The sequence below is a fragment of the Cupriavidus sp. 2TAF22 genome (assembly GCF_052115045.1).
Lineage (GTDB): Bacteria > Pseudomonadota > Gammaproteobacteria > Burkholderiales > Burkholderiaceae > Cupriavidus.
This window is the reverse complement of the sequence record NZ_JBFRFX010000031.1, coordinates 47,918-71,467: the sequence shown is the minus strand read 5'-3', so window position 1 is coordinate 71,467 and position 23,550 is coordinate 47,918. Positions and strand designations below refer to the sequence as shown.

Sequence of the window (23,550 nt, the reverse complement as noted above, 5' to 3'; positions counted from 1 at the left end):
TTGACATCGATTTAGGTGTCAACCATGATCGCTCGCGGCCACAGGGAACGGTGGCCTTATCCCGCGAATTGAATGGTGAAATGTGTTCGCCGGATACATATAAGACATAGATAAATCTAGCGTTCCCATATAAAAAGAAGGGTCAACAACGCCATGCAATTCCTTGCTCATCAACGTGGGCCGGCCTCCCTATTGGCCGCGATTTTCCTTGTGACCGCATGTGGCGGAGGCGGCGGTGGCGATGGCGCCGCGGCACAGTCGTCCACGCCGCAGGCGCAAGCCTATACGCCGCTGTTCACCTCCGATACGCCGCTCATGGAGCAGATCCAGTATCGCGAACCGGACGGCACACTCGTGACCTTGATGGGCTCTCGCCCGACCGAGCGTCACGCGCGCGAGCGCGGGGAACCATGGGACGCGCCCGATGCGGGTCCCGGCCGCTACCTGACGTTTCCGACGTTCTACTTTCAGAACCGTACGTTCGGCATCGAGATTCGCGACGGCGTGCCTGCCGGCCGCCAGCGCATCGAGATGTACCTGCGCGTCAACCAGGGCATCTTCGATGGCACCACGTTCAGTCTCTTCCGCAATGTGCTCGACCCCACGGTGCGCGACTACGGTTGGTCGCTGAACTATGGCTTCAATAATCCGAAGGAAGGTGGGCTGCCGATCTGCCGCGAGGCCCAGCCACGCGAAGACTGCATGATGGTCGTCGATTCGAACTGGCGTACGGATCCGCATAGTCCGCTGAAGATTGGCGACAAGGTCGAACTTGCGCCGGCGCCGAGGCTCAAGCGCGATCCGGTCGTCGATGGCGGGGGCAGCCGCTACTATTCGTTCGAACAGCTCTACATCGTGGGCGTGGGCATGCGCCCGTGGTACGGCATTGCGCCCAATCTCGACTCCGAGCCGTTGCCCGACGACACGCTGCTGGGCGGCCAGGCCAGCATTTCGTACAACTACTCGGAGGAGCCGATGCGGGTCTTCCAGCAGATGGCGAACAACATCGGCATTGCCAATACGCAGCGTTTTGTCGAAGGTCGCCGCCTGTTCCACACGTCGTTCGCGGATGGCACGCACTCGGAGCACGACAAGGACAACCCGGTATTCACGGCGCACATCGGCCAGCTCGGCCCGCGCTACAACCAGCCGCGCTGCATCGAGTGCCATACCAACAACGGGCGCAGCAAGGCGTCGGGCATTGGTGCCGGGCTTGATACGATATCGTTCCTGACGGCAACGGCCGATGGCAAGCCGGATCCCGTCTATGGCCACAACGTGCAACAGCATGCGCAGAACCCCGCCGCGCCTGCCTATGACGTGACCGTGCAGTCGTACGAGACGACGGTGCGCACATTGCCCGAGGGCGAGAAGGTGGAACTGGTCAAGCCGGTCTATGCGTTCAAGGGCCCCACGCCGGCGAGCTTTTCGACGCGCCAGGCGCCGCAGGTCATCGGCATGGGCCTGCTCGAGGCCGTTGCCGAACCAACCATTCTCGCCCTGGCCGATCCGGACGATGCCAATGGCGACGGCGTGAAAGGCGTGCCGAACTTCGTCGTCGATCCGGAGACGGGCAAGACGCACCTTGGCCGGTTCGGCTGGAAGGCCTCGAAGGGAAGCATCCGGCAACAGGCGGCGGATGCGCTGATGAAAGACATGGGTGTCACCTCGCCGGTACTGCCGGATCGTGGTTGCCAGCGTGGCGCGCCGGATTGCCGCGGCTCGACCGTCCCCACCTCGGTCAGCGAGACTGAACTGCAGCGCCTGTCGACCTATCTGTCGCTCATCGGCGTGCCCGCCCAGCGCAAGCTGCGCAGCGGCTTCCCGGATGGCGTGCGCGTGTCGCCCGAGCATGATGTCGACCCGCCATTGATCGCACGCGGCGGCGATCTGTTCACGCAAGTCCGCTGCGTGGCCTGCCACACCCCGACCATGAAGACCGGCAATACGCACCCGTTTGCCGAACTGCGCGAACAGACGATCCATCCATACAGCGATCTGCTGCTGCACGACATGGGTCCGGGGCTGGCCGACACGCTGGCGGAAGCACGCGCCTATCCCAGTCAATGGCGGACCGCGCCGCTGTGGGGCATTGGGTCGCTGCGCTTTGTCCAGGGCGCCGACACCAGTGTGCGCCTGCTCCATGACGGTCGGGCGCGCAGCCTGGCGGAAGCCATCCTCTGGCACGGGGGGGAGGCGACGGACAGCCGCACGCGCTACGAGGCCCTCCCGAAGGACGACCGCAACGCGATCGCAGCGTTTCTGCAGTCCTTGTAATCCGGGTCGCCTGCTCGCTCCCGCAGATTGGCGTGAGCAGGCTCTCACAGTCTTCTTTCGGAATTTCCAATGAATGCGCGCAACGTGATCGGCCACGGTCTGCTGGCCATGGCGATGGCCTTCGCCATGGCGGCATGCGGTGGCGGCGAGGATGCCTCCGCACCGAACAGCGGCAACGGAGCCGCCGGCAATGGGGGGAGCATCGCACCCGCCACGCCTGCCACGCCGCCTGTATCGACGCCAACCATCAACAAGAGCGCCAAGCGAGGCGTGGTCTACGATCTGGCCAGCGCGGCCGACTTCGCCGCTCTCGCACCCGGCGTATCCTGGTGGTACAACTGGGCATCGCAACCGGCTGCCGCGGCGCCTGCCGACGTCAAGGCTGCCTATGGGATGGACTACATTCCCATGCTCTGGAACGGGAGCTTCGACGCTGCCGCCATAGAGGCGTATCTGCGCGCCCATCCAGGGATCCGGTATCTGCTGTTGATGAACGAGCCGAACCTGGTCGACCAGGCCAACCTTGCGCCAGCCGCCGCCGCTGCCGCGTGGCCTCGCTACGAGAGCATTGGCGCCCATACCGGCGTGAAGCTGGTGGGTCCCACCGTGACATGGGGAACAATGCCTGGCTTCGAGGATCCGGTGACGTGGCTCGACGCGTTCTACACGGCGTATCGCGCAGCCAACGGCAACCGGGATCCGCAGATCGACTACCTGGCCTTCCACTGGTATGACTATGGCCTGGGCGGTCAGCTCGATCGCCTTGCCAAATACGGAAAGCCGTTCTGGGTAACCGAGTTTGCCAACTGGCACTCAGGCAGCGATGGCGCGCAGATCGACACGCCGGACAAGCAGAAGCAGCAAATGCAGGACATGGTGGCGACATGCGAGCAGCGCCCCGACGTGTTCCGGTACGCGTGGTTCACGGGTCGATGGGGCAGCGATGTCCATTTCACGGGCCTGCTTGCCGCCGACGGCCAGTTGACGGCGCTTGGCCGGTACTACCTGAGCTTGCCGTACTGATTCGACTCGGGGCCGGTTCCCTGTTAGACCAGCCGCATTCAGCGATAGTGGCCATGGCGCTCCAGCACCTCGATCTTGTAGCCATCGGGGTCCTGGATGAAGAAGAAGCGGGCCAGCAGCGTGTCGCCGTCCTTGAACTCCTTGACGGCAAGCGGCTGGTAGCCGGCCTGGACCAGTTCGGCATGCCGGGCCGCCACATCGTCCACGACGACCGCAACGTGGCCGTAGCCGTCACCATGGGTGTAGGGCTCCTGGCGGCCCTTGTTCCAGGTGAGCTCGATCTCGGCATCGTTCTCGGCATTGCGCAGGTACACCAGCGCGAAATCGGGAAAGTCCAGCGTATGCGACGGCGTCATGCCGAGGACGTCGCGGTAGAACTTCATGGACGCTTCGAGATCGCGCACGCGAATCATCGTATGAATGAACTTGGCCATGGTGATGGGCTCGAGGAGCGTTAGTGGGTGATGCGCGATGGCTTGGGGTGCGGGAACACCTGGGCTTCGGCCGGGCTGTCGGCGGGCCTGGCGCCGCCCTCCAGCCGGTCGCATTTGCGGCGCAGGTAGCGCAGGCAGGTCACGCGCAGGAAGGAGGTGAAGTTCAGCACGTCGCCCCTGTGCCGCAGGATCTCGTCGTGGAACTGCACGATCAGCGCATTGGTGGTCATGCCTTCCTCCGCGGCCAGCGTCGAGAGCGTGTCCCAGACGAAGTTCTCGAGCCGGATGCTGGACTGCACGCCATGAATGCGGATGGAGCGCGTGCGCGATTCGTACAGGATGGGATCGGCGGTGATGAAGAATTCGCACATGGGCGGCTCCTGGCGGGATCGGTGCTGAATGCTCGAGGTGCTCAGATCGAGCGTCGCGAAATCTGCGAAGCGATGTAGTCGGCCTGGCGGATCGCCAGGGTGACAATGGTCAGCGTCGGGTTCTCGGCGCCACCGGTAGTGAACTGGCTGCCGTCACTGATGAACAGGTTGGGGATGTCGTGGGTCTGTCCCCATTTGTTGCAGACCCCGTCCTGCGCACGCGCGCTCATGCGGGCGGTCCCCAGGTTATGGGTCGACGGATACGGTGGTGTGCGGAAGGTCTTGATTGCCCCCACCGCTCCGTAGATGCGTTCGGCCTGGGTATAGGCGTGGGTGCGCATGGCGACATCGTTGTCGTGGTCGTCGAAATGCACGTTGGGCACGTAGTTGCCAAACTGGTCCTTCACGCTGGTGTTCAGCGTGACGCGGTTGCTTTCGCGGGGCATGTCCTCGCCCACCAGCCAGGCGCCGGCCAGGTTGGTGTACCGGTCCATCCACCAGGTGAAGTCCGCGCCCCAGCCGCCGGGGTTCAGGAACGCCGCCATGAACGGGAGGCCGAGCGACAGCGTCTCCAGCTCGTAGCCGCCTGCGAATCCCCGCCGCGTGTCGTTGCGCGCCTCGTCGCGCACGATGCCGGCCATGGTGGTGCCGCGATACATGTGCACCGGTTCGTTGAATGCGGCATAGACCGACCCCGTCATGTGGCGCATGTAGTTGCGCCCCACCTGGCCCGACGAGTTGGCCAGGCCGTCCTTGAACAGGTTCGACGACGACAGCAGCAGCAGGCGCGGCGTTTCGATGGCATTGCCGGCCACGCAGACGATGCGCGCCATCTGGCGTTGTTCCTTGCCGTCCTGGTCGATGTAGACCACGGCGTTGACACGGCCCTTGTCATTGTGTTCGATCCGCGTCACGTGCGATTGGGTGCGCAGCTCGAAGCGGCCGGTGGCGTCTGCCTGGGGCAGTTCGGTGTACAGGGTCGACCATTTGGCGCCGCTCTTGCAGCCCTCGAAGCAGAAGCCGAGCTGCATGCAGCTCGCGCGCCCCGCGCGAGGGCGGCTGTTGATCGCCATGTTGCCGGTGTGCACTTCCTTGTAGCCCAGCTTGGTGGCGCCGTTGTACATGACCTTGAAGTTGTTGTTGCCTGGCAGCCCCGGAATCCCGCTGGTGCGGGTGACGCCCATCTTGTCCTCGGCCTTCGCGTAGTAGGGTTGCAGTTCCTTGAGCGTCAGCGGCCAGTCCATCAGGTTGGCGCCCTTGATCTCGCCATACACCGTGCGCGCGCGGAACTCATGATCCTGCAGGCGCAGCGAGGCGCCGGCCCAGTGCGTGGTGGTGCCGCCCACGGTCTTGCAGGTCCACGCGGGCAGGCCGGCGAAGTCCTTGGCCACGCGCCAGCTGCCCGAGGTGGTGCGCTTGTCCAGCCAGGCCAGCTGGCTGAAGGCCTTCCATTCGTCGTTGATGAAGCTGGCACTGGATTGCTTGCCACCAGCCTCCAGCACCACGACCTTGATGCGCTTGCGGCAGAGCTCGTTGGCCAGCGTGCCGCCGCCCGCGCCAGAGCCGATGATGACCACCACCGAGTCGTCCTTGAAGTCGAACTTCGCCATGCTTGTCTCCTATGTCGAACCCCGGCGCCTGGCCCGGGCCCGCTTTTGTCCGGCACGCCATGGCGCCGGACCGGGATATGCACTTGCCGCGGCGACCTTGTGCGGCGGTCAGCCCATGTAGGGGGCAGGACTGGCTTTGGCCGGCGGATCGGGCAGCCACTTCAGGTCCTGGAAGCCGCGCGCGATATAGCCGCCTTTTTCCCAGGACGAGCCGGGGTAGCCGAAGGTGGCGAATGCCATCTCGTTGTCGTAGAGGGAGGTCACGCACTTGCCGCGCACGGTGTCGAAGAAGGGCTTGCCCTCCAGCGCCTTCACCGCCGCGAGCCGCTGCTCGGCGCCGGCCTTGACGAAGCTGCCGCCGGCCTGCTGGTTCAGCGCGGCAATGCCGTCCTGCAATTGCTTGGCCACCTGCGCGTCGGCGGTGGCGGCCTGGTCGAGGTCCTTGGCCAGCAGCGCGTAGACCGCATCGGGCAGCTTGTCGTGGGGGAATAGCACGCGCCCCATCTGGAGCAGGGTGTCGCCATCGGCCTTGCTCAGCGTCTTGAGCTCGACCGCCCACACGGTGGAGGGCGCCAGCAGCGCCAACGGGCTGCCCACGGCCAACGTGCCGATCAGCACGCCCGTGCCCTTGAGCAGGTTCCTGCGTGTGATGGCGAGTGTCTTGCGGGGCGCGACGGTGCCGCCATCGGGCGCTTGCGCAACCGGGAAAACGGGGATGATTTGCATGGTGGGGGTCTCCAGCGTGTTGGTCGTGGCCGTCCTGTGCCGGCCCGGTACCGCATGGATGCGATGCAGGCGGTTACTTGTCGGGGCTTCCGTCCGGCACCTGCCGCGCCAACACCCTGGCAGCGGCATCCGACAGGCCCGGCCGGGGCGGCATTTCAGGCTGGCCCCGCTTGCCCTTTTTGCGCGCCTGGATGCTGGCGGCCAACATCGCCGGATCCATCCCCTCGTACTTCGCGGCGGCCTCCCTGTACGCAGGCCCGGCCGCCAGCCATGCGCCGCCGGCCAGTGTGGCAGCAGCCTGCTTGCGAATGCCATGCCCGCGCGCTGCCGCGCCAGGGCATGGCGCGGGCCTTCGCGCTGACGATGCGGGGATCGATGTCATGGGGGGAGCTCCTGAATAATCTGCTGTACCCGTTCGGTGCGGGACTGGATTTGACTATAGGAGCAAGCTGGCATACGCGGGTCACAGCCCGCTATTCGCAGGGAAAACCCTGAGGGGCAGCCACGTTGCGCTGGCTATCCCGTTGGCGGCAACGCGCGCCGACTCGCGTGAGCCGGAGCGGCGATTCTGCTGCGCGCCCGCGCACGGCATGCGGGCTGTTGCATAGCAGCAAGAAACCGTGCCGCCGCGTTGCCGTGCCGGGCGGGTTCAGTCAGTCCTTGATGTGTCCCGCCTCGCGCTCGCCGCGATGCCGTGGCGCGAGGCCGGCGGGAACCGCCGCGCCATCCTATGAGAATCGCCTGGAGCCTGCCTTGATTCTCGTCTCAGGCGATGCGCCTCGCGCCTGCCCGGGCCGGGCAATAGCGGGTGAAGCGGCGGCGCAGCGAAGGCAGCCGGTGTTATTCGACCCGGATGCTGCGGGCCTTGACCAGTGCATGCCAGCGCAAGGACTCTGTCTGCAGGAAGCCCGCGAAGGCCTGCGGGGCGTTCCCGACCGGATCGAGCCCGGCCTGCTGCAGCCTGGCACGCACGCCTGGATCGGCAACTGCCTTCTGCGCGGCGTTGGCGATGGCCTGCATGCGGTCCGGTGCGGTGCCCTTGGGCAGGAACAGGCCGTTCCATTCGAGCACTTCGTAATCGGGCATGCCGCTCTCGGCCAGGGTCGGCGTATTGGGCAAGGCCTTCATCCGCGTCCTGGAGGTCACCGCGAGCGCCCTGAGCTTGCCGCCGGTAACGTATTGCAGCGTCGAGGCCGTGTTGCCGAAATAGGATGCGACCTGTCCCCCCATCACATCGGTGAGCGCCGGCGCTCCGCCTTTGTACGGCACGTGCAGCAGCTCGATCCTTGCCTGTTCGTTGAACATCTCCGCGGCAAGATGCGACCCGGTCCCTGCGCCGGCGGACGCGTAGGTCAGCTTGCCGGGCGCCTTCTTGGCCGCGGCAACGAAGTCGGCAACGGACTTGTAGGGTGCGTTTGCTGCTACCACGAGGATCTGCGGCGCGGTTGCCACCAGCGAGACGGGAATGAAATCCCTGGCCGGATCGAACGGAAGCTTGCGCAGGGCCCCGTTGACCGCGAATGCCGATGCGTCATAGAGCACGGTGTAGCCGTCTGGCGTGGCCTTCGCCACGGCGTCGGCGCCGATGACGCCGCCGGCGCCCGGCTTGTTGTCGATGACGATCGTTTGCCCCAGGATCTCTCCCATCTTCTGCGCCACGATACGCGCGGTATTGTCGGCACCGCCGCCCGCCGAGTAGGGCACCACCATGCGGATCGGCTTGTCGGGGAAGGCGAGCGCGCCGAGCGGCAGCAGGGCGGCCAGGATGGCCAGGCTCTTGCCAAGGCCATGCAGCGTCTTTTTCATATTGTCTCCTTTGAGGATGGCCGGCTTATGCGGCCTCGAATCCGTACAGCAAGGCAGGGTTGTCCACCAGGATCTTGCGGCGGACCTCCTCGCTGCCCGACCAATGGGTGAGCAAGTCGTACAGCAGCGCATCGTCCGGCTTGTGCCGGGTCTCCGTGGGGTGAGGCCAGTCGCTGCCCCAGACCAGTCGGTCGGGGGCGGTTCGCACCCATGCCATTGCCACCGGATCGATATCCGCATAGCGCCCGGCGGCGCCGGCGAGGGAGTCGAGGTAGGCGCCGGACAGCTTCAGCCAGGCCTTGCCGCCATCCAGCAGGCCGGACACGACGGCAAACGCGGGGTGGGCAGTTCCCCCGGGCAGGGGCAAGCGGGCCAGGTGATCGAAGACCAGGGGGGTGTCCAGCCGCGACAGCAAGTCACGGTGTCCGACGATCTGGTCCGCGGTCCAATGCAGCTGCAAATGCCATCCGAGCCCGGCGACGCGGCTTGCAAGGGATTCCACCATGTCGAATCCCACCACGGCGTGTGCCGCCGTGTAGAGCGAAAAGCGTATCCCCCGGATGCCGCCCGCGTGGAGCGCGAGCAACGCATCGTCCGTGATATCGGGCCGTATCACCGCGACGCCGCGCGTGCTGGCGGCGCCCAGCCGCCGGATCGCGTCGAGCGTGGCGCTGTTGTCCGTCCAGTAGCAGCGCGGCTGCACGATGACCGCGCGGGTGGTGCCGGTCAATGCCTGCACGCGACGGTAGTCTTCCACCGTGGCCTGCGCCAGAACCGGGGCGACCGCGGCGAAACGCGTGTCGTAGATGTGCAGGTGGGAGTCGCAGGCATCGGCGAGCGCCGCGCTGCGCGGGGCGCCAGTCGCCGAGCTGTTGGGCACCAGCGGCACCGGCGGCACCAGCGGCCCGGTGCGGCCCGCCATGGGATCAGGCATCGCGTCCCAGCCTGTCCGCTGCGTCGCGGACCTTGTCGCCATGCTGATCGAGCGTAGGCGCGGCGAATGGCTCGGGGCCGGGCGTACGGCCGAACCTGATGGCGCGCGTGAAGCCGCGATAGCGGCCGACCACGGGGTGGTCGAACGTGGTGACCATGTCCTCCGCGGCGACCTGCGGGAAGTCGAACATGTCTTCCACCGAGCGCGCGGCCGCGCATGGAACTTCTTCGCCGAACACGGCTTCCCAGTCCAGGGCCGTCCGTCCCTCCAGGGCGGCGTGCAGCCGGGGCACGATTTCCTCTTGGTGCTCGGCTCGCTTGCGCACGGTATCGTAGCGGTCGGTCGACAGCAGCTCGGTCAGGCCGGTCTTCTCGCACAGCGCCTTCCAGAAATGCGGGGTATTGGCGGAGATGTAGATATAGCCCTCTCTGGTGGGATGGATGCCCGTGATCCCGCCGGAGCGCATGTCGCGCCCGACCTCCCGGGGTTCCGAGTCGGCCCACACCATCCGTGCCGACTGCATGGTCAGCGCCGCACGCAGCAGCGACACGCCCACATATTGCCCCACGCCGCTCTTCTCGCGCTCGTAGAGCGCCGAGCCAACCGCTCCCGCGACCAGCGCCGCCGCGTAGTAATCGACCACGGAGCCGTACAGGATCTCCGGCGGGCCGCCGTGCTTGCCCTGCAGCGTGCACATACCCGTCATGGTCTGCAGCACCTGGTCGTAGCCGGCCTTGTCCTTGAGCGGGCCCGTCTCGCCGTAGCCGGTGACGGCGCAGTAGATCAGGCGCGGATTGATGGCGCGGAGCTGCTCGTAGCCGATGCCGAGCCGGTCCGGGACGCTGGGGCGGAAGTTGTGGACCAGGATGTCCGCGTTGCGCACCAGCGCAAGCAGCCGCTCCAGGCCGGCCGGATCTTTCAGGTCGAGCACCACGCCCAGCTTGCTTCGGTTGACGCCCAGGAAGGCCCGGCTCTCGGCTTCCAGCGTCGAAGGATACTTGCGCAGGTTGTCGCCCGCCGGCGGTTCGACCTTGAGGACCTCCGCGCCCTGGTCCGCGAGCAGCGAGCAGCCATACGGGCCGGCGATATAGGCGCTCAGGTCGAGCACGCGCACGCCGCTCAGCGGGCCAGGCTGTCCTGGCCGCGATGCGCCGAATGCGCCGAATGCGCAGTCTGCGGCAGTCATGTTGGTTTGCATAAAGCCTCCGGATGCGGATGGAAACTCAGTCCGCGACAATGTTCTGCTGCCTGGCAAGCTGCTTCCACCTGGCGACATCGGCGGCGATGGTGTCGGCGAATTGCCTGGGGGTGACGGGTTTTGCCTCGGCGCCTTCCTTGAGGATGGCGGCCTTGACGGATGGCTTGGCCAGGGCCGTGTTCACTGCCGCATTGAGCCGGTCGACGACCGCCGCGGGTGTGCCCGCGGGCGCGAGAAAGCCCCACCAGAGTTCAAACTCGTAGCCCGGGACGGCGCTGGCCATGGGGACCAGGTCCGGCGCGATGGGGCTGGGCTTCAGGCTGGTGATGCCAACGGCCCGGACCTTGCCGGCCCTGACCATGGGCAGCAGCGAGGGGCCGCTCGAGATCAGCACCTGCGTCTGGTTGCCGATCAGGTCGGTGATGGCTGGCCCCATGCCGCGGTAGGGCACATGTGTGATGGCGAGTTTCCCGGCCCTGGCCTTGAGCAGTTCCGTGCCGAACTGATTGACGCTTCCGGGGCCCGAAGACGCATAGTTGAACTTGCCCGGATTGGCCCGGATCGCGTTGACCAGATCCTGCGGCGTCCTGGCGGGAAAGTCATTGCTGACCGCCACGATGAAGGGGCCCTGGGCCAGCATCGCTACCGGCGCAAAGCTCTTGATCGCGTCGTAGGGCAGCTTGCTCTGTATGGCCGCGTTGGTCGTCATGCTCGAGGACACCGCGACCAGGGTGTAGCCATCGGACGCCGCCTTTGCCACGATCCCGGTACCGGTGTTGCCGCTTGCGCCGGGCCGGTTGTCGATGATCACCGGCTGCCTGAGCTCCTCGCCGATTTCCTTCGCCACGATCCGCGCGAAGGTGTCATTGGAGCCGCCTGGCGGATAGGGAACGACGATGGTGATGGGCTTGGACGGATATTCCTGCGCGGCGTGCGCATGGGGCGACGCGGCCAGCGTGCCGGACGCGGCGATCAGCGCGAAATATGCGGCGGCATGGCTTGACGTTGAGGTCTTCACGGTCTGTCTCCTGTATTTCTTGTGTGTATTGCCGCTTCAGGCCGCGACCAGTCCCAGTCGCCTGCCGATATCGACGATGGCCTGCGCCCGCCGCACGAAGGGCGCGTCGATCATCTTCCCGTCGACGACATAGGCGCCGATCCCCTTTTCCTGCGCCTGGGCGGCGGCCTGCACAACCCGCAGCGAATGCGCGATCTCCTCGTCGGACGGGCGATAGACCTCGTTCGCGAGTGCGATCTGGCTCGGGTGGATGCAGCTCTTGCCGACAAAGCCCATCTGCCTGGACATTTCCGCCTCGGCCCGGAAGCCCGCGGCGTCCCGGATGTCGGCGAACACGGTATCGCAGGCAAAGACATTGGCTTCGGCGGCGGCCATCCGCACGGCGAACATGGCCGCCGCGATGGCTGCCGGGTTGCGTCGATGGATGCCCGCAGGCTCGAAGAGATCCCCGAGCCCGAGCTGGAGCCCCGCGACACGCGGATGCGCGCAAGCCAGCTCGGCGGCGCGACGCAGCGCCGCCGGCGACTCGATGTTGAGCAGCAACCGGACCTTGGCGTCGGCCTCGGTGAAGCCGTTGGCCCGCTCCGCCTGCTCGACTGCCAGCGCCGCGCGGCGGACGTCATCGGCGGATTCCGGCTTCGGCACGTTCACCAGATGCAGTCCGGGCACCACGACAGCAGCAAGGTCCGCCTCGAAGTGCGCCGTGGCGATGCCGTTGACGCGAACGATCAGCACCTTGCCGGCCGCCCGTGCCTCGCTGGACCGCAGGAGCCGTGACAGGAGGGATCTGGCATCGGCCTTCCTCTCCTCGGCGACCGCGTCTTCCAGGTCGAAGGACAGGGCATCCGCGTCGCCTGCCAGCGCCTTCGGGAAGAACTCGGGGCGCGACCCGGGGACGAATAGCTTGCTTCTCATGGCCAACACCGTTGTTCTGTGGGAATGCAGTGCAGTGTGGGACATGCGATAACGAAGATAAACTATGCTTTTCTATATTCGTACAATAGAGAATCTATGGAAACCGCATATCTCAGGGCGTTTTCGCTGGTCGCCGGGACAGGGTCGCTGGCCGAAGCCGCACGACGGCTTGGCGTCACGCCGGCGGCGATTTCCCAGCAGATCCAGGTGCTCGAGCGAGAACTCGGGACCAAGCTGCTCGGGCGGGCCGGCAGGACCGTGGCGCCCACGGAGTCGGGGCGCCGTCTTGCCGAGCGCTGCGTATCGCTGCTCAGGGAGGTCGATGGCCTGCGCGGATGGGTGAACCAGGCCGACGAGGTGCGCGAGCTTCGCATCGGAACCATCAACACCGCGCTCCACAGCCTTCTGCCGGATGCGCTCGCGCGCTTCACGGCAGAACATCCCGGCGTGTCGGTCTACATACAGTCGGCGATGTCGGGCGAGCTTTACGACGCGATCAAGCAGTCGGAGCTCGATGCCGCCGTCTGCCTGCATCCGCCTTTCCCGATCCCGAAAGCCATCGCCTGGCAACTGTTGCGCCAGGAGCCGCTGGTGGTGCTGGCCGCGGAGCGCGACCGGCGCGTCGCGGCGCATGAGCTGCTGCGGACCAGGCCGCTTATCCGCTATGACCGGAACCTCGGCGGAGGGAGGCAGGCCGACGAGTACCTGCGCAAGGCTGGCATCGTGCCATCGCAAGAGCGCTTCGAACTCAGCTCCCTGCTCGCGATCGCGATGATGGTGGATCGCGGCCTGGGTGTCTCGCTGGTTCCGGATATCGCGTCGCCGCTCACCTCGGCGCTGCGTATCGTGAAGCTTGCGTTGCCGTCGGAGCCGGAGCCGCGCCGGTTCGGCGTGCTCTGGCGAAGGACGTCGCCGCGCGCCGCCCTGATCAGATCGTTCCTCGAGCAGGCCCGCCTCGCGGCGCGGACCTGAAGCGGGCACAGGCCTGTGGCACATCCGCGAACGCCGCCGGATGTGCACCATCGTGTCGCCACGCGGTCGGCCGGCACGAGGTGCGCCTCAAGGCTGCGGCCGTGTCGTTTCCGGCATCCGGCCACGGCGCCTGCCGCGCGACCGGTGCGCGACCGGTGCGCATCTGCGCCGCGCTACTACTATGCTATGGACAGACGAGGAGGATGCCCGGCGCGCAAGCGGATGGCCGCGTCTTCCGGGCCCTTCGCGGCGGCGCCGCCGGCAGGCGCGCCACCTGTGGCGCAATAGCGGCTTGGCCGCGGCGCACGGTCCACGCCACGCGGACGCGGCTGCCGCTCGCATTCGAGTCATGGCATTCAGTTCTGGAGGTGCCGCCATGCCACGCGCTTCACATTCCCTTCCCAGGCTGGGCGGTCCCCTTTATCTGACGGATGGCGGGCTCGAAACCACCCTGGTGTTCCTGGAGGGGATCGAGCTGCCATGCTTTGCGGCGTTTCCGCTGGTACTGACCGATGAGGGGCGCCAGCGGCTCGGGCATTACTTCGCGCCATACCTTCGCACGGCCGCCGAGCGCGGCCTGGGCTTTATCCTCGATACCCCGACCTGGCGGGCGAACCCCGACTGGGGCAAAAGGCTCGGCTTCTCGCCTCAGGCCATTGCCGACGCCAACCGCCGCTCGGCGGCGTGGGCCGCCGGGCTCGGACAAGCCCATGCCACGGCAACGACGCATATCGTCATCAACGGCGTGGTGGGCCCGCGCGGGGACGGCTACGAGGTCAGCGCCCGCATGAGCGATGCTGAAGCGCAGCAATATCATGCCTTGCAGATCGAGGCGCTCTGCGACGCGGGGGTGGACATGATCACCGCCGTCACCATGACGTATCCGGAAGAGGCGATCGGCATCGTGCGTGCCGCCAGGGCAGTCAATGCGCCGGTGGTGGTGTCCTTCACCGTGGAGACGGACGGCAGGCTGCCGTCGGGCGACGCGCTGGGCGAGGCGATCGGGCGCGTCGACCGGGACACCGCCGACGGGCCGCTCTACTACATGATCAACTGCGCGCACCCGAGCCACTTCGATGGCGTGGTGTCGGGCGGGACCGGGTGGGCCGGGCGCATCGGCGGCGTGCGGGCAAACGCATCCACCAAGAGCCACGCGGAACTCGACGAGTCCGACACGCTTGACCCGGGCGATCCCGCCGACCTTGCCGGGCGCTACCTGGGGCTGTGCCGGCACCTGAAGCAACTCGCGGTGGTTGGCGGCTGTTGCGGCACCGATCACCGGCATATCGTCGCGATCTGTGACGCCTTTGCGCAGAATCCCCGCGCGCGCCAGGGCGGCGCCGGCGCCTGATAGCGCGTCCGTCGGGCCGGGCTACAGCCGCGCCCCGAGCCGCCCGAGCACGCCGAGGCCGGGCTGGCCGCCAAGCGCCTCGGAGATGTCCGCCGCCGCCGCAATCACCAGCGCGGCGCACGCGCCCAGGTCCGCCTGGCGCACGCGCTCGGCCGGCCCTGAAATGCCCACCGCGGCGATCACGGTGCCGCGCGAGTCCAGGATCGGCGCCGCCACACCCCATACGGTCTCGCGCCATTCGCCGCGATTGACGGCGTAGCCCTGCTCGCGCACCGTGCGCATTTCCTTCATGAAGGCCGCCGGCCGCGCGATGGTATGCGGCGTTTGCGGCTGCAGGTGGCGCGCCATCTCCGCGAGCACCGATTCCCCGGCAAACGCCAGCTGTGCCTTGCCCGTCGCCACGCAGTACGCCGGTGCACGGCCGCCGATCTGCGTGTACGCGCGCACGGGCGCCAGGCTTTCCACCTTGTGCACGTACACGACCTCGCCGCGGTCCAGCACGGACAGGTGCACGCTCTCGCCGGTCCGATTCAGCAGCGCCTCCATCTGGCGCTCGGCGTGGCGGCGCAGGTCCAGCCGCGCCAGCACCGCCGAGCCCAGCTCCCATAGCTTGATGGACGCCGAGTATGTGCCGCTGTCCTCGTCGCGAATCACATAGCGCAGCCCGGTCAGCCCTTGCATGAGCCGGTGCACATTGCTTTTCACCATGCCGAGTTCGGTGGCGATCTGGGTCAGGTTGAGGGGGCGGTCGGCGCGCGAGAGCAATTCCAGCACGGCCAGCCCCTTGAGCAGGGTGTTGTTCATGTTCCCGAATATAGAACACTCGTACCGCTTTTGAGAAAGTGTGCCTGTGTTCGATACATCGACAGGCAGACCTGCATGGCCGGCGCCACCGCCAATGATGGCAGCCCGGCCGGGCCACCATCCGGTGCGGACCGGCGCTGGCGCGGCATCTGGCATATTTGTCCGGTTGCGCCCGGCACTATCGAGCCGGTGCACACGGTGAATGCACCGGCCGCATAAGCATGGCGCTTGGAGAAAAGCCGGCTTAATCTTGCGCTCCTGACCTGACCAGCAAGGAGCCCAGATGTCGGCCAGCCCGTTGTTTGAACCGTTCCAGTGCAAATCCCTTCGCTTGAAGAACCGGATCGTCATGGCCCCCATGACCCGCTCCTTCTCGCCGCGCGGTGTGCCTACCGCGGACGTTGCCGCCTACTACGCGCGCAGGGCGGCGGCGGAGGTGGGCCTGATCGTGACCGAGGGCACCGCGGTGGAACGCCAGGCGGCGAAGAACGACCCGGACGTGCCGGATTTCCATGGCGAGGCACTGCCGGCCTGGCGCAGCGTGGTGCAGGCGGTGCACGGGCAGGGCGGCGTGATCGCGCCCCAGTTGTGGCATGTCGGCGCCGTGAGGGGCCGCCATGAACACTACAAGCCGCAGCCGGTAGATTCGCCGTCCGGCATGTCGAGGCCCGGCAAGGTCTTCGGTGCGCCCATGACCGAGGAGGCCATTGCGGATACGGTAGCGGCATTCGGGCGCGCGGCCAGGGATGCGGTGGCACTGGGTTTCGATGCCATCGAACTGCACGGCGCGCATGGCTATCTGATCGACCAGTTCCTCTGGGCGGGCACCAACACGCGAGCAGACCAATGGGGCGGCCAGAGCCTGGCCGAGCGGGCGCGCTTCGCGGCGGCGATCGTGCGCGAGACGCGCAGGGCCATCGGCCCCGACGTACCCCTGATCATTCGCCTCAGCCAGTGGAAGCAGCAGGACTACACCGTGCGGCTGGCCGCGACGCCGGAAGAGATGCGGCAATGGCTCGAGCCGCTGGCGGACGCCGGCGTGGACATCTTCCACTGCTCGCAGCGGCGCTTCTGGGACGCGGAATTCGACGGCTCGGACCTGAACTTCGCCGGCTGGGCGAAGAAGCTGACCGGCAAGGCCGTCATCACGGTTGGCTCCGTTGGCCTGAGCGGCGATTTCATCGGCGCATTCGGCGGGGAGAGTTCCCGCCCGGCCTCGATCGAGGCGCTGCTCGAACGCCTCGACCGCGGCGAGTTCGATCTGGTGGCGGTCGGACGCGCGCTGCTGGCGGACCCGGAATGGGTGGTCAAGATCAAGGAGAACCGGACCGCGGAGCTCGGTGATTTCGAGCGCGCCAGCATGGCAACGCTGTACTGAGCAGGGCCGGCCCTTTCTGGGGGAATCGGGGGAGGGCCGGCCGGGACGCATCGGGCAGTTGCGCGCCGCGAGTGCAATGGCAGGCACTGACCTGGCGATACGGCACTGCCCCGCGTCACATTGAGACGATGGGGCAAACGATTGCGGGTTCCTGTCGGTGCCGGCGCGGCCGGTCTAAGTACAATGCTTATCATTTCCATTTGAAAAGCATCGTATGCGGACGACCGTGAAATTCTGCTGGATCGGCGCGCTGTGCTGGGCGTTGCTGGCCGGAGCCGCCACGGCCCAGCCCGTGGCACCCGTCGCCGACGCGAAGCAGCTCTGGCAATTGCTCGACTATGTCGCGGTCGACTACCACGGCGCGGTCGCCAATGGCGCGGTGGTCAGTGACAGCGAGTACCGCGAGATGCTGGATTTTGCCGAGGACGCGGCCCGGCAGGCCAGGGCGCTGCCCGATGGCGCGGCCAAGGCCAAGATCGCGGGGATCATCGAACAGTTGCGCGCCGCCATCGTGCGCAAGGCCGATGCCGCCGAGGTGGCGGGCCTTGCGCACCAGGCCAACGCATTGCTGGTCGGTGCGTATGCGATACCGGTCTCGCCGGCGAAGCCGCCGGAACTGGCCCGGGGAGCGGCGCTCTTCGCCGCGCAGTGCGCGGCCTGCCACGGCGCGGCCGGTGCCGGCGACGGTCCGTTGGGCGCCAGGCTGGAGCCGCCACCGATTGCCTTCACGGATGCGGGGCGCGCGCGCTCGCGCAGCCTCATGGCGCTGTACCAGGCCATCACCCAGGGTGTGAAAGGCACGGCGATGCCGGCCTTTGCGACCTTGCCGGACGAAGACCGCTGGGCGCTCGCCTTCTTCGCCGGCGGCTTGTCGCACAGCGACGCCATGCGCGAACGCGGCAAGGCGCTGTGGAAATCCGATGCCGCGGCCCGGGAGGTCTTTCCCGATCTCGGCGCCATGACAGGCGCGACCGAGGCCGAGGCGGCGCGCAAGCTGCCCGAGGGCAGCGCGCGTGACGTGATGGCCTATCTGCGCGCGCACCCGGAAGTCATCAATGCGGGCAAGCCGTCCGGTCTTGCCCTGTCCCGCCAGCGCCTGCAGGAAAGCGTTGCCGCGCTGCGCGCGGGCGAACGCGACAATGCGTCGCGCTTTGCGTTGTCGGCCTACCTGGATGGCTTCGAGCCGATCGAGCCGACCGTGGGCGCGCGGAACAAGGCGCTGCTCGCCGAGGTCGAGGAGGCCATGCTTAGCTACCGCTCCGCCATCTCGAAGGGGACGCAGCAGGAGGCAGAGCAGGGCGCACAGCGGCTGGAACAATTGTTCGGCCGGGTCGAGCGCGAGCTGGAGGATACGCCCGCCAGCCCGACGGCGACCTTCCTGGGTGCGCTGACGATCCTGCTGCGCGAAGGCCTGGAGGCGCTGCTGATCGTGGTCGGCATGGTTGCGGTGCTCAAGCGGGCCGATCGCCGCGACGCACTGCGCTACGTGCACGGCGGATGGATGGCGGCGCTGGTGGCGGGCGCGCTGACCTGGGCGGCGGCAACCTACCTGGTCACCATCAGCGGCGCCAGCCGGGAACTGACCGAGGGGGTCGGATCGGTCTTCGCCGCGCTCGTGCTCCTGAGCGTCGGCCTGTGGATGCACCAGAAGAGCAGCGCCGGCCGCTGGCAGGCTTACCTAAAGGAGAAGCTCTCGTCGGCGATGGACCGGCGCTCCGCGTGGGCGCTGTTCATGCTGTCGTTCGTCGCGGTCTACCGGGAAGTGTTCGAAACCGTCCTGTTCTATTCCGCCCTGGCGGCGAACGGCAGCCATGCGGCCTTGCTGGCAGGCTTTCTCGCCGCCGCCCTGGTCCTGGTCGTGGTGGGCTGGATCCTGCTTCGCACCAGCGCCCGCATCCCGATCGGCAAGTTCTTCTCCGTGACGTCGATACTCGTCGGCGTGCTGTCCGTGGTACTGATCGGCAAAGGCGCGGTGGCGCTGCAGGAAGCCGGCTGGATCGGCGCCACGCCGATCGACGGACCGCGGCTCGATATCCTCGGCTTGTTTCCCACGGTGCAGACCCTCGGCGCGCAGCTTGCCGTGCTGGCGATCGTGCTGCTCGGGTTTGGCTTCAATGTGATGACGGCGCGCAAGTCCGGGGCGAAATGAGCATGCACCGACGCGAGGCGCCGGACCGTCCGGCTGCTGAGGCGGCGCTGGTCCGGCACGACGCGCCGGCAGAGGGTGGCCGGCGTCGCCTTGCCCGGCGGGTGCCTCGTCAGTGCGTGCCGGGCCACAAGGCGGACGTTGCCGAGAAATCCGCCTCTTCGCCGGCAATTGCCCTCAGGTTCGATACCAGCGACCGGGCATCGCCGCCGCGCCAGTGAAAGCAATACTTGAGGTTCTGCGGGGCCGGGGTGCTGGCGAGTTCAGCCAGCTTGCCGGCGCGGACGAGCGGCGCGACGTAGGCGCGCGGAAACAGGCTGATGCCCACGCCGGCGATCACCAGCGCGATCAGCGCCGCCAGGCTGTTGCACACGACGGCCCGCGAAATGACGATCTGCTGGCTGTCGGCCCAGTTTTCCAGCGCGCGTGACAGGCCGGCCTCGGCGCTGAGCATGATCACCGGATTGTCTTCGAAGTGCGCCGGTGTCAGGACGGTCCCCGGCGCAAGCCGCTGTGGCGCGGCCATCCAGCGGTATTCGAGCTCGCCCAGGACGTCGAAGGAGAGCGCCATCGAGGCAATCGGGCCGGGCACGATCGCAAAGTCCAGTTCGCCCCGCTCGAGCCGCTTTTCCAGGTTTCGCGTGAGGTCGACCTGTGGTTCGAGCACAAGGTTCGGATGCAGGTCGCGCACGCGCGCCACGAAGCGCGGAAACCAGGTCGAGGCGACCAGTTCGCTGATGCCGAACCGGGTGCTGCCGCGTAGCGAAGCCGCCACGTCGAGGTCGGCCCGGATCCGGCTCTCGATGTCCAGCATGCGCATGGCGTGCTCCACCAGTTGCGCGCCGGCATCCGTCAGCACGGCGCGTTGCCCGGTGCGGTCGAACAAAGCCTTGCCGAGGTCGCTTTCCAGCTCCGCGATCCGCTTGGACAGCGTCGATTGCGTGACGTGCAGGCGCTTGGCCGCCACGGAAAAGCTGCTGAGCCTGGCGGCCCAGAAGAACGCTTCCAGCTGTTTGAGTGTCATCGGCATCCTCGCTTGTCGACAGGAACGGAGCGGAACGCATCATATTCCTTTTGTTCATATGCCATATTGAATAATTGTCGCTTTCTTCATCATCCGGTGCTGCGTATCGTTGGCGCATTGTTCGACGATGCCTGGTGAGGAATGACATGAAACGTGGTCTGCGCATATTGCTTTGTGGTCTGCTGGCGTGCGGCTGCGCCGGGGCGTTCGCGGAGTGGCCCAACGACCGGCCGATCCAGGTGTTTGTCGGCTTTGCGGCCGGCGGCGGCACCGACACCATGGCGCGCACCATGGCGCCCTTCATCCAGAAGCACCTGGGCGGCCATGCCACGCTGGTCGTGCAGAACAAGCCGGGCGCCGCGGGAGAGATCTCCAACATCGGCCTGATGCATGCGGCGGCGGACGGCTACACCGTCGGCGTGGTGAACCTGCCCGCCATGGCATTCGGGCCCCTGTACCGCAAGACGCAGTTCGACCCCAATGCGCTCCAGCTCGTCGCCCGCGTGCTGAGCGATCCCACCATTCTCGTCGCCAGGAAGGACATTCCCTACAACTCCCTGGGCGATGTGGTGGCAGCGCTGAAGAAGCGCCCCGGCTCGCTGTCGTTCGGCCATAACGGCGTGGGTACCAACGGCCACCTTGCGCTGTTGCAATTGCAGAATGCCGGCGGCGTGAAGCTGAACGACATTTCCTTCAACGGCACCTCGCAGTCGAAGACCGCGCTGTTCGGCGGCCATATCGATTTTGCCGCCGTCACCACGGGCGAGATGCAGGACGCGGGCAAGGAGGCGGTACCACTGAAGATCCTCGCGCAGATGAGCGACCGGCGTGCCGCCTCGATGCCGAACGTTGCCACCGCGAGGGAACAGGGCATCGACGACGTGATGCCGGCGGAGCGCGGTATCGCCTTGCCGGCGGGCGTTCCGCCGCAACTGGTGGCGAAGCTGAGGCTGGCGATCCAGGCGACGCTCAAGGACCCCGAATACCTGAGGAAGGCGGGCAACGACGCGCCCGTGCTCGCCTATCTGAACGGCGACGAGTGGGCCAGGGAGATCGCGGGCCGCCGGGCGGTCATGCGCAAGCTGGCCGACAGCATGCCGAAGGAGTGATGGCGATGCGTGCAGCAACACCGGCTTCGACGAAGGCGTCCTTGCGCAAGCTGCTCCGGGAGGAGTCCTTTGTCGTCGCGCCCGCGGTGCATGACGTCTTCAGCCTGCGGCTGGTCGAGCAGGCCGGCTATGCGAGCGCATGCATCAGCGGCGCGATGCTCTCGTACGCCATGCTGGGCGTGCCGGATATCGGGCTGCTGAGCCTTACGGAAACGGTCGAGCATTGCCGTCGCCTCGCGCGCGCGTCCTCGATCCCGATCACCGCGGATGGCGACGCCGGCTTCGGCAACGCAAGAGGGGTGCACCACGCCGTGGCGCTGTTCGAGGAAGCCGGCGCGGCCGGGCTCAACCTCGAAGACCAGGTGGTGCCGAAGCGTTGGGGCGCCACGGCGCCGAAGGAAGTCGTCTGCGTGCCCGAGATGGTGTCGAAGATCCGGGCGGCATGCGCAGCCCGCCGCGACCCGGACTTCCTCATCATTGCCAGGACCGATGCTTTCGCCTGCGAGCCGGCGGAACAGGTGATCGCGCGCGCCAGGGCGTATGAGCAGGCGGGTGCGGACCTGTTGCTGCCGATCGCGCCGCGCTCCGGGGAAAACGTGGAAAGGCTGGTCAAGGCACTGGAGATTCCGGTCACGCTCAGCATCGGGACAGGCCTGGCGCCGAGTCCCGCGTCGGCCAGCCTGTCGCTGCAGCGGATCCGCAGCCTGGGCGTGCGCAGGGTGAGCCTGACGACGCTGCTGCCCGGTGCCGCGACCCAGGGCATGGCCGACGGCCTCGACGCCCTGCGCCGCGCACTGCAAGGCGAGATCCCGGGGCCCGGGGATGCGCCGGCGGTGCGGGGCGTGCGCAGCTTCGATGCGCTGTTCGATGCGCCTTCGCAGGCAGCGTTCGAGGCATCGTTGCTTGACGGGCTGCTCCAGGTGCCTTAGCCGCCTTGGCCGCCCGGACTTTCAGTGGCGGCCGGTAGCTGCCACTGGTTGCCGCCGGTTGCCGCCGGAGGGGGGCGGCACGGCCACATGTACGAAGCAAAGACGCAACAGCAAGAAATCGCGACGTTGGCGCATGGCCGCGCGCACCGGCGCACCGCACACTCGGCTCGTGTCCAACGCCATCTCCCATACGCCATGACCCGCCTGCCGATCCAGACCGCAGAAACTGCACCCGAAGCCAGCCGTCCCTTTGTCGACCGCGCCATCGCGAGCAACGGCTTCCTGCCGAACCTGATCGCTGTCCTTTCCAATGCGCCCGCCGCGGTGGAAGCCTACCTGACACTATCGGAGATCAACAGCCGCGGCTCGCTGACGCTGGCCGAGCGCGAGGTGGTGCAGATCACCGCCGCCACCACGCATGGTTGCAGCTTCTGCGTGGCCGGCCATACGGCGATTGCCATCAAGAAGGTGAAATTCGATGCCGACACGGTCGGCGCATTGCGTGCCCAGGCCGCCTTGCCGGACGCCCGCCTCGAGGCACTCGCCGAATTCACCCGCGCGGTGATCCGCGACCGGGGCGCGGTACCGCAAGCCGATTTCGATGCCTTCGTGGCGGCCGGCTTCGGCGCCGGCCAGGCGCTCGAGGTGGTGCTCGGTGTCAGCCTCGCCACACTGTGCAACTTCGGCAACAACCTGGCGCAAACGCCGCTCAATCCCGAGCTGGAAGCCTACCGCTGGACGCGCGCCGCCGCGTGACGCCAGGCGCCACGGGCCGCGCGTCGCGGCCCCTGCGCAATGCGTAGCGGCATGCAGTCCGGGGGTGGGGGAGGCGCCCGGTCCGGTCCCGGACACGTTGCGCTGAAGCTCACGCCGGTGTTCTACGTGGCGCTGGGCAGGATGGCCGGCGGCAAGCCGCCGGTGGACAAGCACCACAGCCATGCGCGGCCGCTGCACGTCGCGCACGCGTCGTCGGCGCCGGCGGCTCCGGCCAGGTAGTCCTTGCCCGGTGCCACCGCCGGAGGATCTCGCCGGGGCAAAAAAAAGCGCAGCGAAAGCTGCGCTTGAAGCAGAACCAGACTGTTGTCACGGAGAGGAGCACAACAAGCTTGCTGCTTCCAGTAAGGACAGAAAAGGACGCTTGCGTTCCACGTCGGGACCCGGGGAGGAGGATGCCGGGCCTTGTGCAGCACGATATCAAGCGGGGCCGCGCGGAAAAAGCCGCCGGACGGGAACACACTGTTCTGCGATTGCCAACAACGGGGCGCCTGGCTGACTTGGCGGACGCTGCGCGCCCTCGCGCATCTGCCGGCCTCTTGTGCCTGACTGCGGGGTCACTTTCGTTTTGTCGTTGGAATCGAGATAAAGAATCCCATTTCCGACCATTTATCCGCGGGCATCCGGCAACCATAATCCCTGCACCGGATACCTTCAGGTGCCGGTTCCCGGCAGGACGATTGTCCGGCCGGGATGGAAAGACACCGAACGCACATCACCGATCCCGGGACCGGGCGTTCCAACCCCCGTC

22 protein-coding genes are annotated in these 23,550 nt (G+C 67.1%); 10 read left to right on the top strand and 12 right to left on the bottom strand.

What is annotated here, in order from left to right; genetic code table 11:
* The first annotated feature begins 210 nt into the window (after positions 1-210).
* Positions 211-2,277 carry a di-heme oxidoreductase family protein gene (locus AB4Z48_RS29675; protein ID WP_441620614.1) on the top strand — a complete coding sequence of 689 codons (2,067 nt, stop codon included), beginning with the start codon at positions 211-213 and terminating at the stop codon, positions 2,275-2,277.
* 69 nt (positions 2,278-2,346) lie between these two features.
* The gene (locus AB4Z48_RS29670) at positions 2,347-3,300 is read left to right on the top strand and encodes a glycosyl hydrolase (RefSeq protein WP_441620612.1); all 954 of its coding nucleotides are present in this window, start codon (positions 2,347-2,349) and stop codon (positions 3,298-3,300) included.
* 38 nt (positions 3,301-3,338) lie between these two features.
* Here AB4Z48_RS29670 and AB4Z48_RS29665 read toward each other — a convergent pair whose 3' ends face one another.
* From AB4Z48_RS29665 to AB4Z48_RS29620, 10 genes are all read right to left on the bottom strand, one after another.
* Positions 3,339-3,734, bottom strand: coding sequence for a VOC family protein (locus tag AB4Z48_RS29665; protein WP_441620610.1), 396 nt, complete (start codon positions 3,732-3,734; stop codon positions 3,339-3,341).
* Between the two features lie 20 nt (positions 3,735-3,754).
* Complete coding sequence (locus AB4Z48_RS29660) at positions 3,755-4,105, bottom strand: ribbon-helix-helix domain-containing protein (RefSeq protein ID WP_441620608.1); 351 nt, start codon at positions 4,103-4,105, stop codon at positions 3,755-3,757.
* 41 nt (positions 4,106-4,146) lie between these two features.
* Positions 4,147-5,715, bottom strand: coding sequence for a GMC family oxidoreductase (locus AB4Z48_RS29655; RefSeq protein WP_441620606.1), 1,569 nt, complete (start codon positions 5,713-5,715; stop codon positions 4,147-4,149).
* A 108-nt stretch (positions 5,716-5,823) separates the two neighbouring features.
* Positions 5,824-6,441, bottom strand: coding sequence for a twin-arginine translocation signal domain-containing protein (locus tag AB4Z48_RS29650; RefSeq protein ID WP_441620604.1), 618 nt, complete (start codon positions 6,439-6,441; stop codon positions 5,824-5,826).
* A gap of 73 nt (positions 6,442-6,514) precedes the next feature.
* A complete protein-coding gene (locus AB4Z48_RS29645) occupies positions 6,515-6,823 on the bottom strand; it encodes a c-type cytochrome (RefSeq protein WP_441620602.1) in 309 nt (102 codons plus the stop codon).
* Positions 6,824-7,281: 458 nt separating this feature from the next.
* The gene (locus tag AB4Z48_RS29640) at positions 7,282-8,247 is read right to left on the bottom strand and encodes a tripartite tricarboxylate transporter substrate binding protein (RefSeq protein ID WP_441620600.1); all 966 of its coding nucleotides are present in this window, start codon (positions 8,245-8,247) and stop codon (positions 7,282-7,284) included.
* A gap of 25 nt (positions 8,248-8,272) precedes the next feature.
* A complete protein-coding gene (locus AB4Z48_RS29635; protein ID WP_441620598.1) occupies positions 8,273-9,181 on the bottom strand; it encodes an amidohydrolase family protein in 909 nt (302 codons plus the stop codon).
* Positions 9,174-10,367 (bottom strand): CoA transferase, encoded by a 1,194-nt coding sequence (locus tag AB4Z48_RS29630; RefSeq protein ID WP_441620596.1) that lies wholly within the window; start codon positions 10,365-10,367, stop codon positions 9,174-9,176. The genes AB4Z48_RS29635 and AB4Z48_RS29630 overlap by 8 nt, the downstream gene beginning before the upstream one ends.
* Before the next feature lie 37 nt (positions 10,368-10,404).
* Positions 10,405-11,355, bottom strand: coding sequence for a tripartite tricarboxylate transporter substrate binding protein (locus tag AB4Z48_RS29625; protein ID WP_441620653.1), 951 nt, complete (start codon positions 11,353-11,355; stop codon positions 10,405-10,407).
* 78 nt (positions 11,356-11,433) lie between these two features.
* Complete coding sequence (locus AB4Z48_RS29620; RefSeq protein WP_441620651.1) at positions 11,434-12,312, bottom strand: HpcH/HpaI aldolase/citrate lyase family protein; 879 nt, start codon at positions 12,310-12,312, stop codon at positions 11,434-11,436.
* Between the two features lie 96 nt (positions 12,313-12,408).
* Here AB4Z48_RS29620 and AB4Z48_RS29615 point away from each other — a divergent pair, with 96 nt between their 5' ends.
* Together AB4Z48_RS29615 and AB4Z48_RS29610 are read left to right on the top strand one after the other, a co-directional pair.
* A complete protein-coding gene (locus tag AB4Z48_RS29615) occupies positions 12,409-13,284 on the top strand; it encodes a LysR family transcriptional regulator (protein WP_441620594.1) in 876 nt (291 codons plus the stop codon).
* A 376-nt stretch (positions 13,285-13,660) separates the two neighbouring features.
* Positions 13,661-14,635, top strand: a complete 975-nt coding sequence (locus AB4Z48_RS29610) for a homocysteine S-methyltransferase family protein (RefSeq protein WP_441620592.1) — start codon at positions 13,661-13,663, stop codon at positions 14,633-14,635.
* Positions 14,636-14,656: 21 nt separating this feature from the next.
* On the opposite strand, the gene AB4Z48_RS29605 is transcribed toward AB4Z48_RS29610, so the two are convergent.
* Positions 14,657-15,439, bottom strand: a complete 783-nt coding sequence (locus tag AB4Z48_RS29605; RefSeq protein ID WP_441620590.1) for an IclR family transcriptional regulator — start codon at positions 15,437-15,439, stop codon at positions 14,657-14,659.
* Between the two features lie 283 nt (positions 15,440-15,722).
* Between AB4Z48_RS29605 and AB4Z48_RS29600 the strand changes: the two genes are divergently transcribed.
* Entirely contained in the window at positions 15,723-16,817 is a 1,095-nt protein-coding gene (locus AB4Z48_RS29600; RefSeq protein ID WP_441620588.1) for an NADH:flavin oxidoreductase, read from the top strand.
* A 214-nt stretch (positions 16,818-17,031) separates the two neighbouring features.
* A complete protein-coding gene (locus AB4Z48_RS29595; protein ID WP_441620586.1) occupies positions 17,032-18,966 on the top strand; it encodes an FTR1 family iron permease in 1,935 nt (644 codons plus the stop codon).
* 109 nt (positions 18,967-19,075) lie between these two features.
* Here the strand turns inward: AB4Z48_RS29595 and AB4Z48_RS29590 are convergent, their stop codons facing one another.
* Positions 19,076-19,987: a LysR family transcriptional regulator gene (locus tag AB4Z48_RS29590; RefSeq protein ID WP_441620583.1), complete on the bottom strand. Its 912-nt coding sequence runs from the start codon at positions 19,985-19,987 to the stop codon at positions 19,076-19,078.
* A gap of 146 nt (positions 19,988-20,133) precedes the next feature.
* Here AB4Z48_RS29590 and AB4Z48_RS29585 point away from each other — a divergent pair, with 146 nt between their 5' ends.
* The 4 genes from AB4Z48_RS29585 to AB4Z48_RS29570 all read left to right on the top strand — a co-directional run bounded on the left by AB4Z48_RS29585 (position 20,134) and on the right by AB4Z48_RS29570 (position 23,021).
* A complete protein-coding gene (locus AB4Z48_RS29585) occupies positions 20,134-21,096 on the top strand; it encodes a tripartite tricarboxylate transporter substrate binding protein (protein WP_441620581.1) in 963 nt (320 codons plus the stop codon).
* 5 nt (positions 21,097-21,101) lie between these two features.
* Positions 21,102-22,025 (top strand): isocitrate lyase/PEP mutase family protein, encoded by a 924-nt coding sequence (locus AB4Z48_RS29580; RefSeq protein WP_441620579.1) that lies wholly within the window; start codon positions 21,102-21,104, stop codon positions 22,023-22,025.
* A 195-nt stretch (positions 22,026-22,220) separates the two neighbouring features.
* The gene (locus AB4Z48_RS29575) at positions 22,221-22,781 is read left to right on the top strand and encodes a carboxymuconolactone decarboxylase family protein (protein ID WP_441620577.1); all 561 of its coding nucleotides are present in this window, start codon (positions 22,221-22,223) and stop codon (positions 22,779-22,781) included.
* Positions 22,782-22,820: 39 nt separating this feature from the next.
* A complete protein-coding gene (locus AB4Z48_RS29570; RefSeq protein ID WP_441620575.1) occupies positions 22,821-23,021 on the top strand; it encodes a hypothetical protein in 201 nt (66 codons plus the stop codon).
* Positions 23,022-23,550 lie beyond the last annotated feature (529 nt).

Excerpts from the sequence above, each read along its gene's own strand:
- AB4Z48_RS29670 (WP_441620612.1), top strand. The coding sequence starts at position 2,347 with ATGAATGCGCGCAACGTGATCGGCCACGGTCTGCTGGCCATGGCGATG.
- AB4Z48_RS29665 (WP_441620610.1), bottom strand. The coding sequence starts at position 3,734 with ATGGCCAAGTTCATTCATACGATGATTCGCGTGCGCGATCTCGAAGCG.
- AB4Z48_RS29660 (WP_441620608.1), bottom strand. The coding sequence starts at position 4,105 with ATGTGCGAATTCTTCATCACCGCCGATCCCATCCTGTACGAATCGCGC.
- AB4Z48_RS29655 (WP_441620606.1), bottom strand. The coding sequence starts at position 5,715 with ATGGCGAAGTTCGACTTCAAGGACGACTCGGTGGTGGTCATCATCGGC.
- AB4Z48_RS29650 (WP_441620604.1), bottom strand. The coding sequence starts at position 6,441 with ATGCAAATCATCCCCGTTTTCCCGGTTGCGCAAGCGCCCGATGGCGGC.
- AB4Z48_RS29645 (WP_441620602.1), bottom strand. The coding sequence starts at position 6,823 with ATGACATCGATCCCCGCATCGTCAGCGCGAAGGCCCGCGCCATGCCCT.
- AB4Z48_RS29640 (WP_441620600.1), bottom strand. The coding sequence starts at position 8,247 with ATGAAAAAGACGCTGCATGGCCTTGGCAAGAGCCTGGCCATCCTGGCC.
- AB4Z48_RS29635 (WP_441620598.1), bottom strand. The coding sequence starts at position 9,181 with ATGCCTGATCCCATGGCGGGCCGCACCGGGCCGCTGGTGCCGCCGGTG.
- AB4Z48_RS29630 (WP_441620596.1), bottom strand. The coding sequence starts at position 10,367 with ATGACTGCCGCAGACTGCGCATTCGGCGCATTCGGCGCATCGCGGCCA.
- AB4Z48_RS29620 (WP_441620651.1), bottom strand. The coding sequence starts at position 12,312 with ATGAGAAGCAAGCTATTCGTCCCCGGGTCGCGCCCCGAGTTCTTCCCG.
- AB4Z48_RS29615 (WP_441620594.1), top strand. The coding sequence starts at position 12,409 with ATGGAAACCGCATATCTCAGGGCGTTTTCGCTGGTCGCCGGGACAGGG.
- AB4Z48_RS29610 (WP_441620592.1), top strand. The coding sequence starts at position 13,661 with ATGCCACGCGCTTCACATTCCCTTCCCAGGCTGGGCGGTCCCCTTTAT.
- AB4Z48_RS29605 (WP_441620590.1), bottom strand. The coding sequence starts at position 15,439 with ATGAACAACACCCTGCTCAAGGGGCTGGCCGTGCTGGAATTGCTCTCG.
- AB4Z48_RS29600 (WP_441620588.1), top strand. The coding sequence starts at position 15,723 with ATGTCGGCCAGCCCGTTGTTTGAACCGTTCCAGTGCAAATCCCTTCGC.
- AB4Z48_RS29595 (WP_441620586.1), top strand. The coding sequence starts at position 17,032 with ATGCGGACGACCGTGAAATTCTGCTGGATCGGCGCGCTGTGCTGGGCG.
- AB4Z48_RS29590 (WP_441620583.1), bottom strand. The coding sequence starts at position 19,987 with ATGACACTCAAACAGCTGGAAGCGTTCTTCTGGGCCGCCAGGCTCAGC.
- AB4Z48_RS29585 (WP_441620581.1), top strand. The coding sequence starts at position 20,134 with ATGAAACGTGGTCTGCGCATATTGCTTTGTGGTCTGCTGGCGTGCGGC.
- AB4Z48_RS29580 (WP_441620579.1), top strand. The coding sequence starts at position 21,102 with ATGCGTGCAGCAACACCGGCTTCGACGAAGGCGTCCTTGCGCAAGCTG.
- AB4Z48_RS29575 (WP_441620577.1), top strand. The coding sequence starts at position 22,221 with ATGACCCGCCTGCCGATCCAGACCGCAGAAACTGCACCCGAAGCCAGC.
- AB4Z48_RS29570 (WP_441620575.1), top strand. The coding sequence starts at position 22,821 with ATGCGTAGCGGCATGCAGTCCGGGGGTGGGGGAGGCGCCCGGTCCGGT.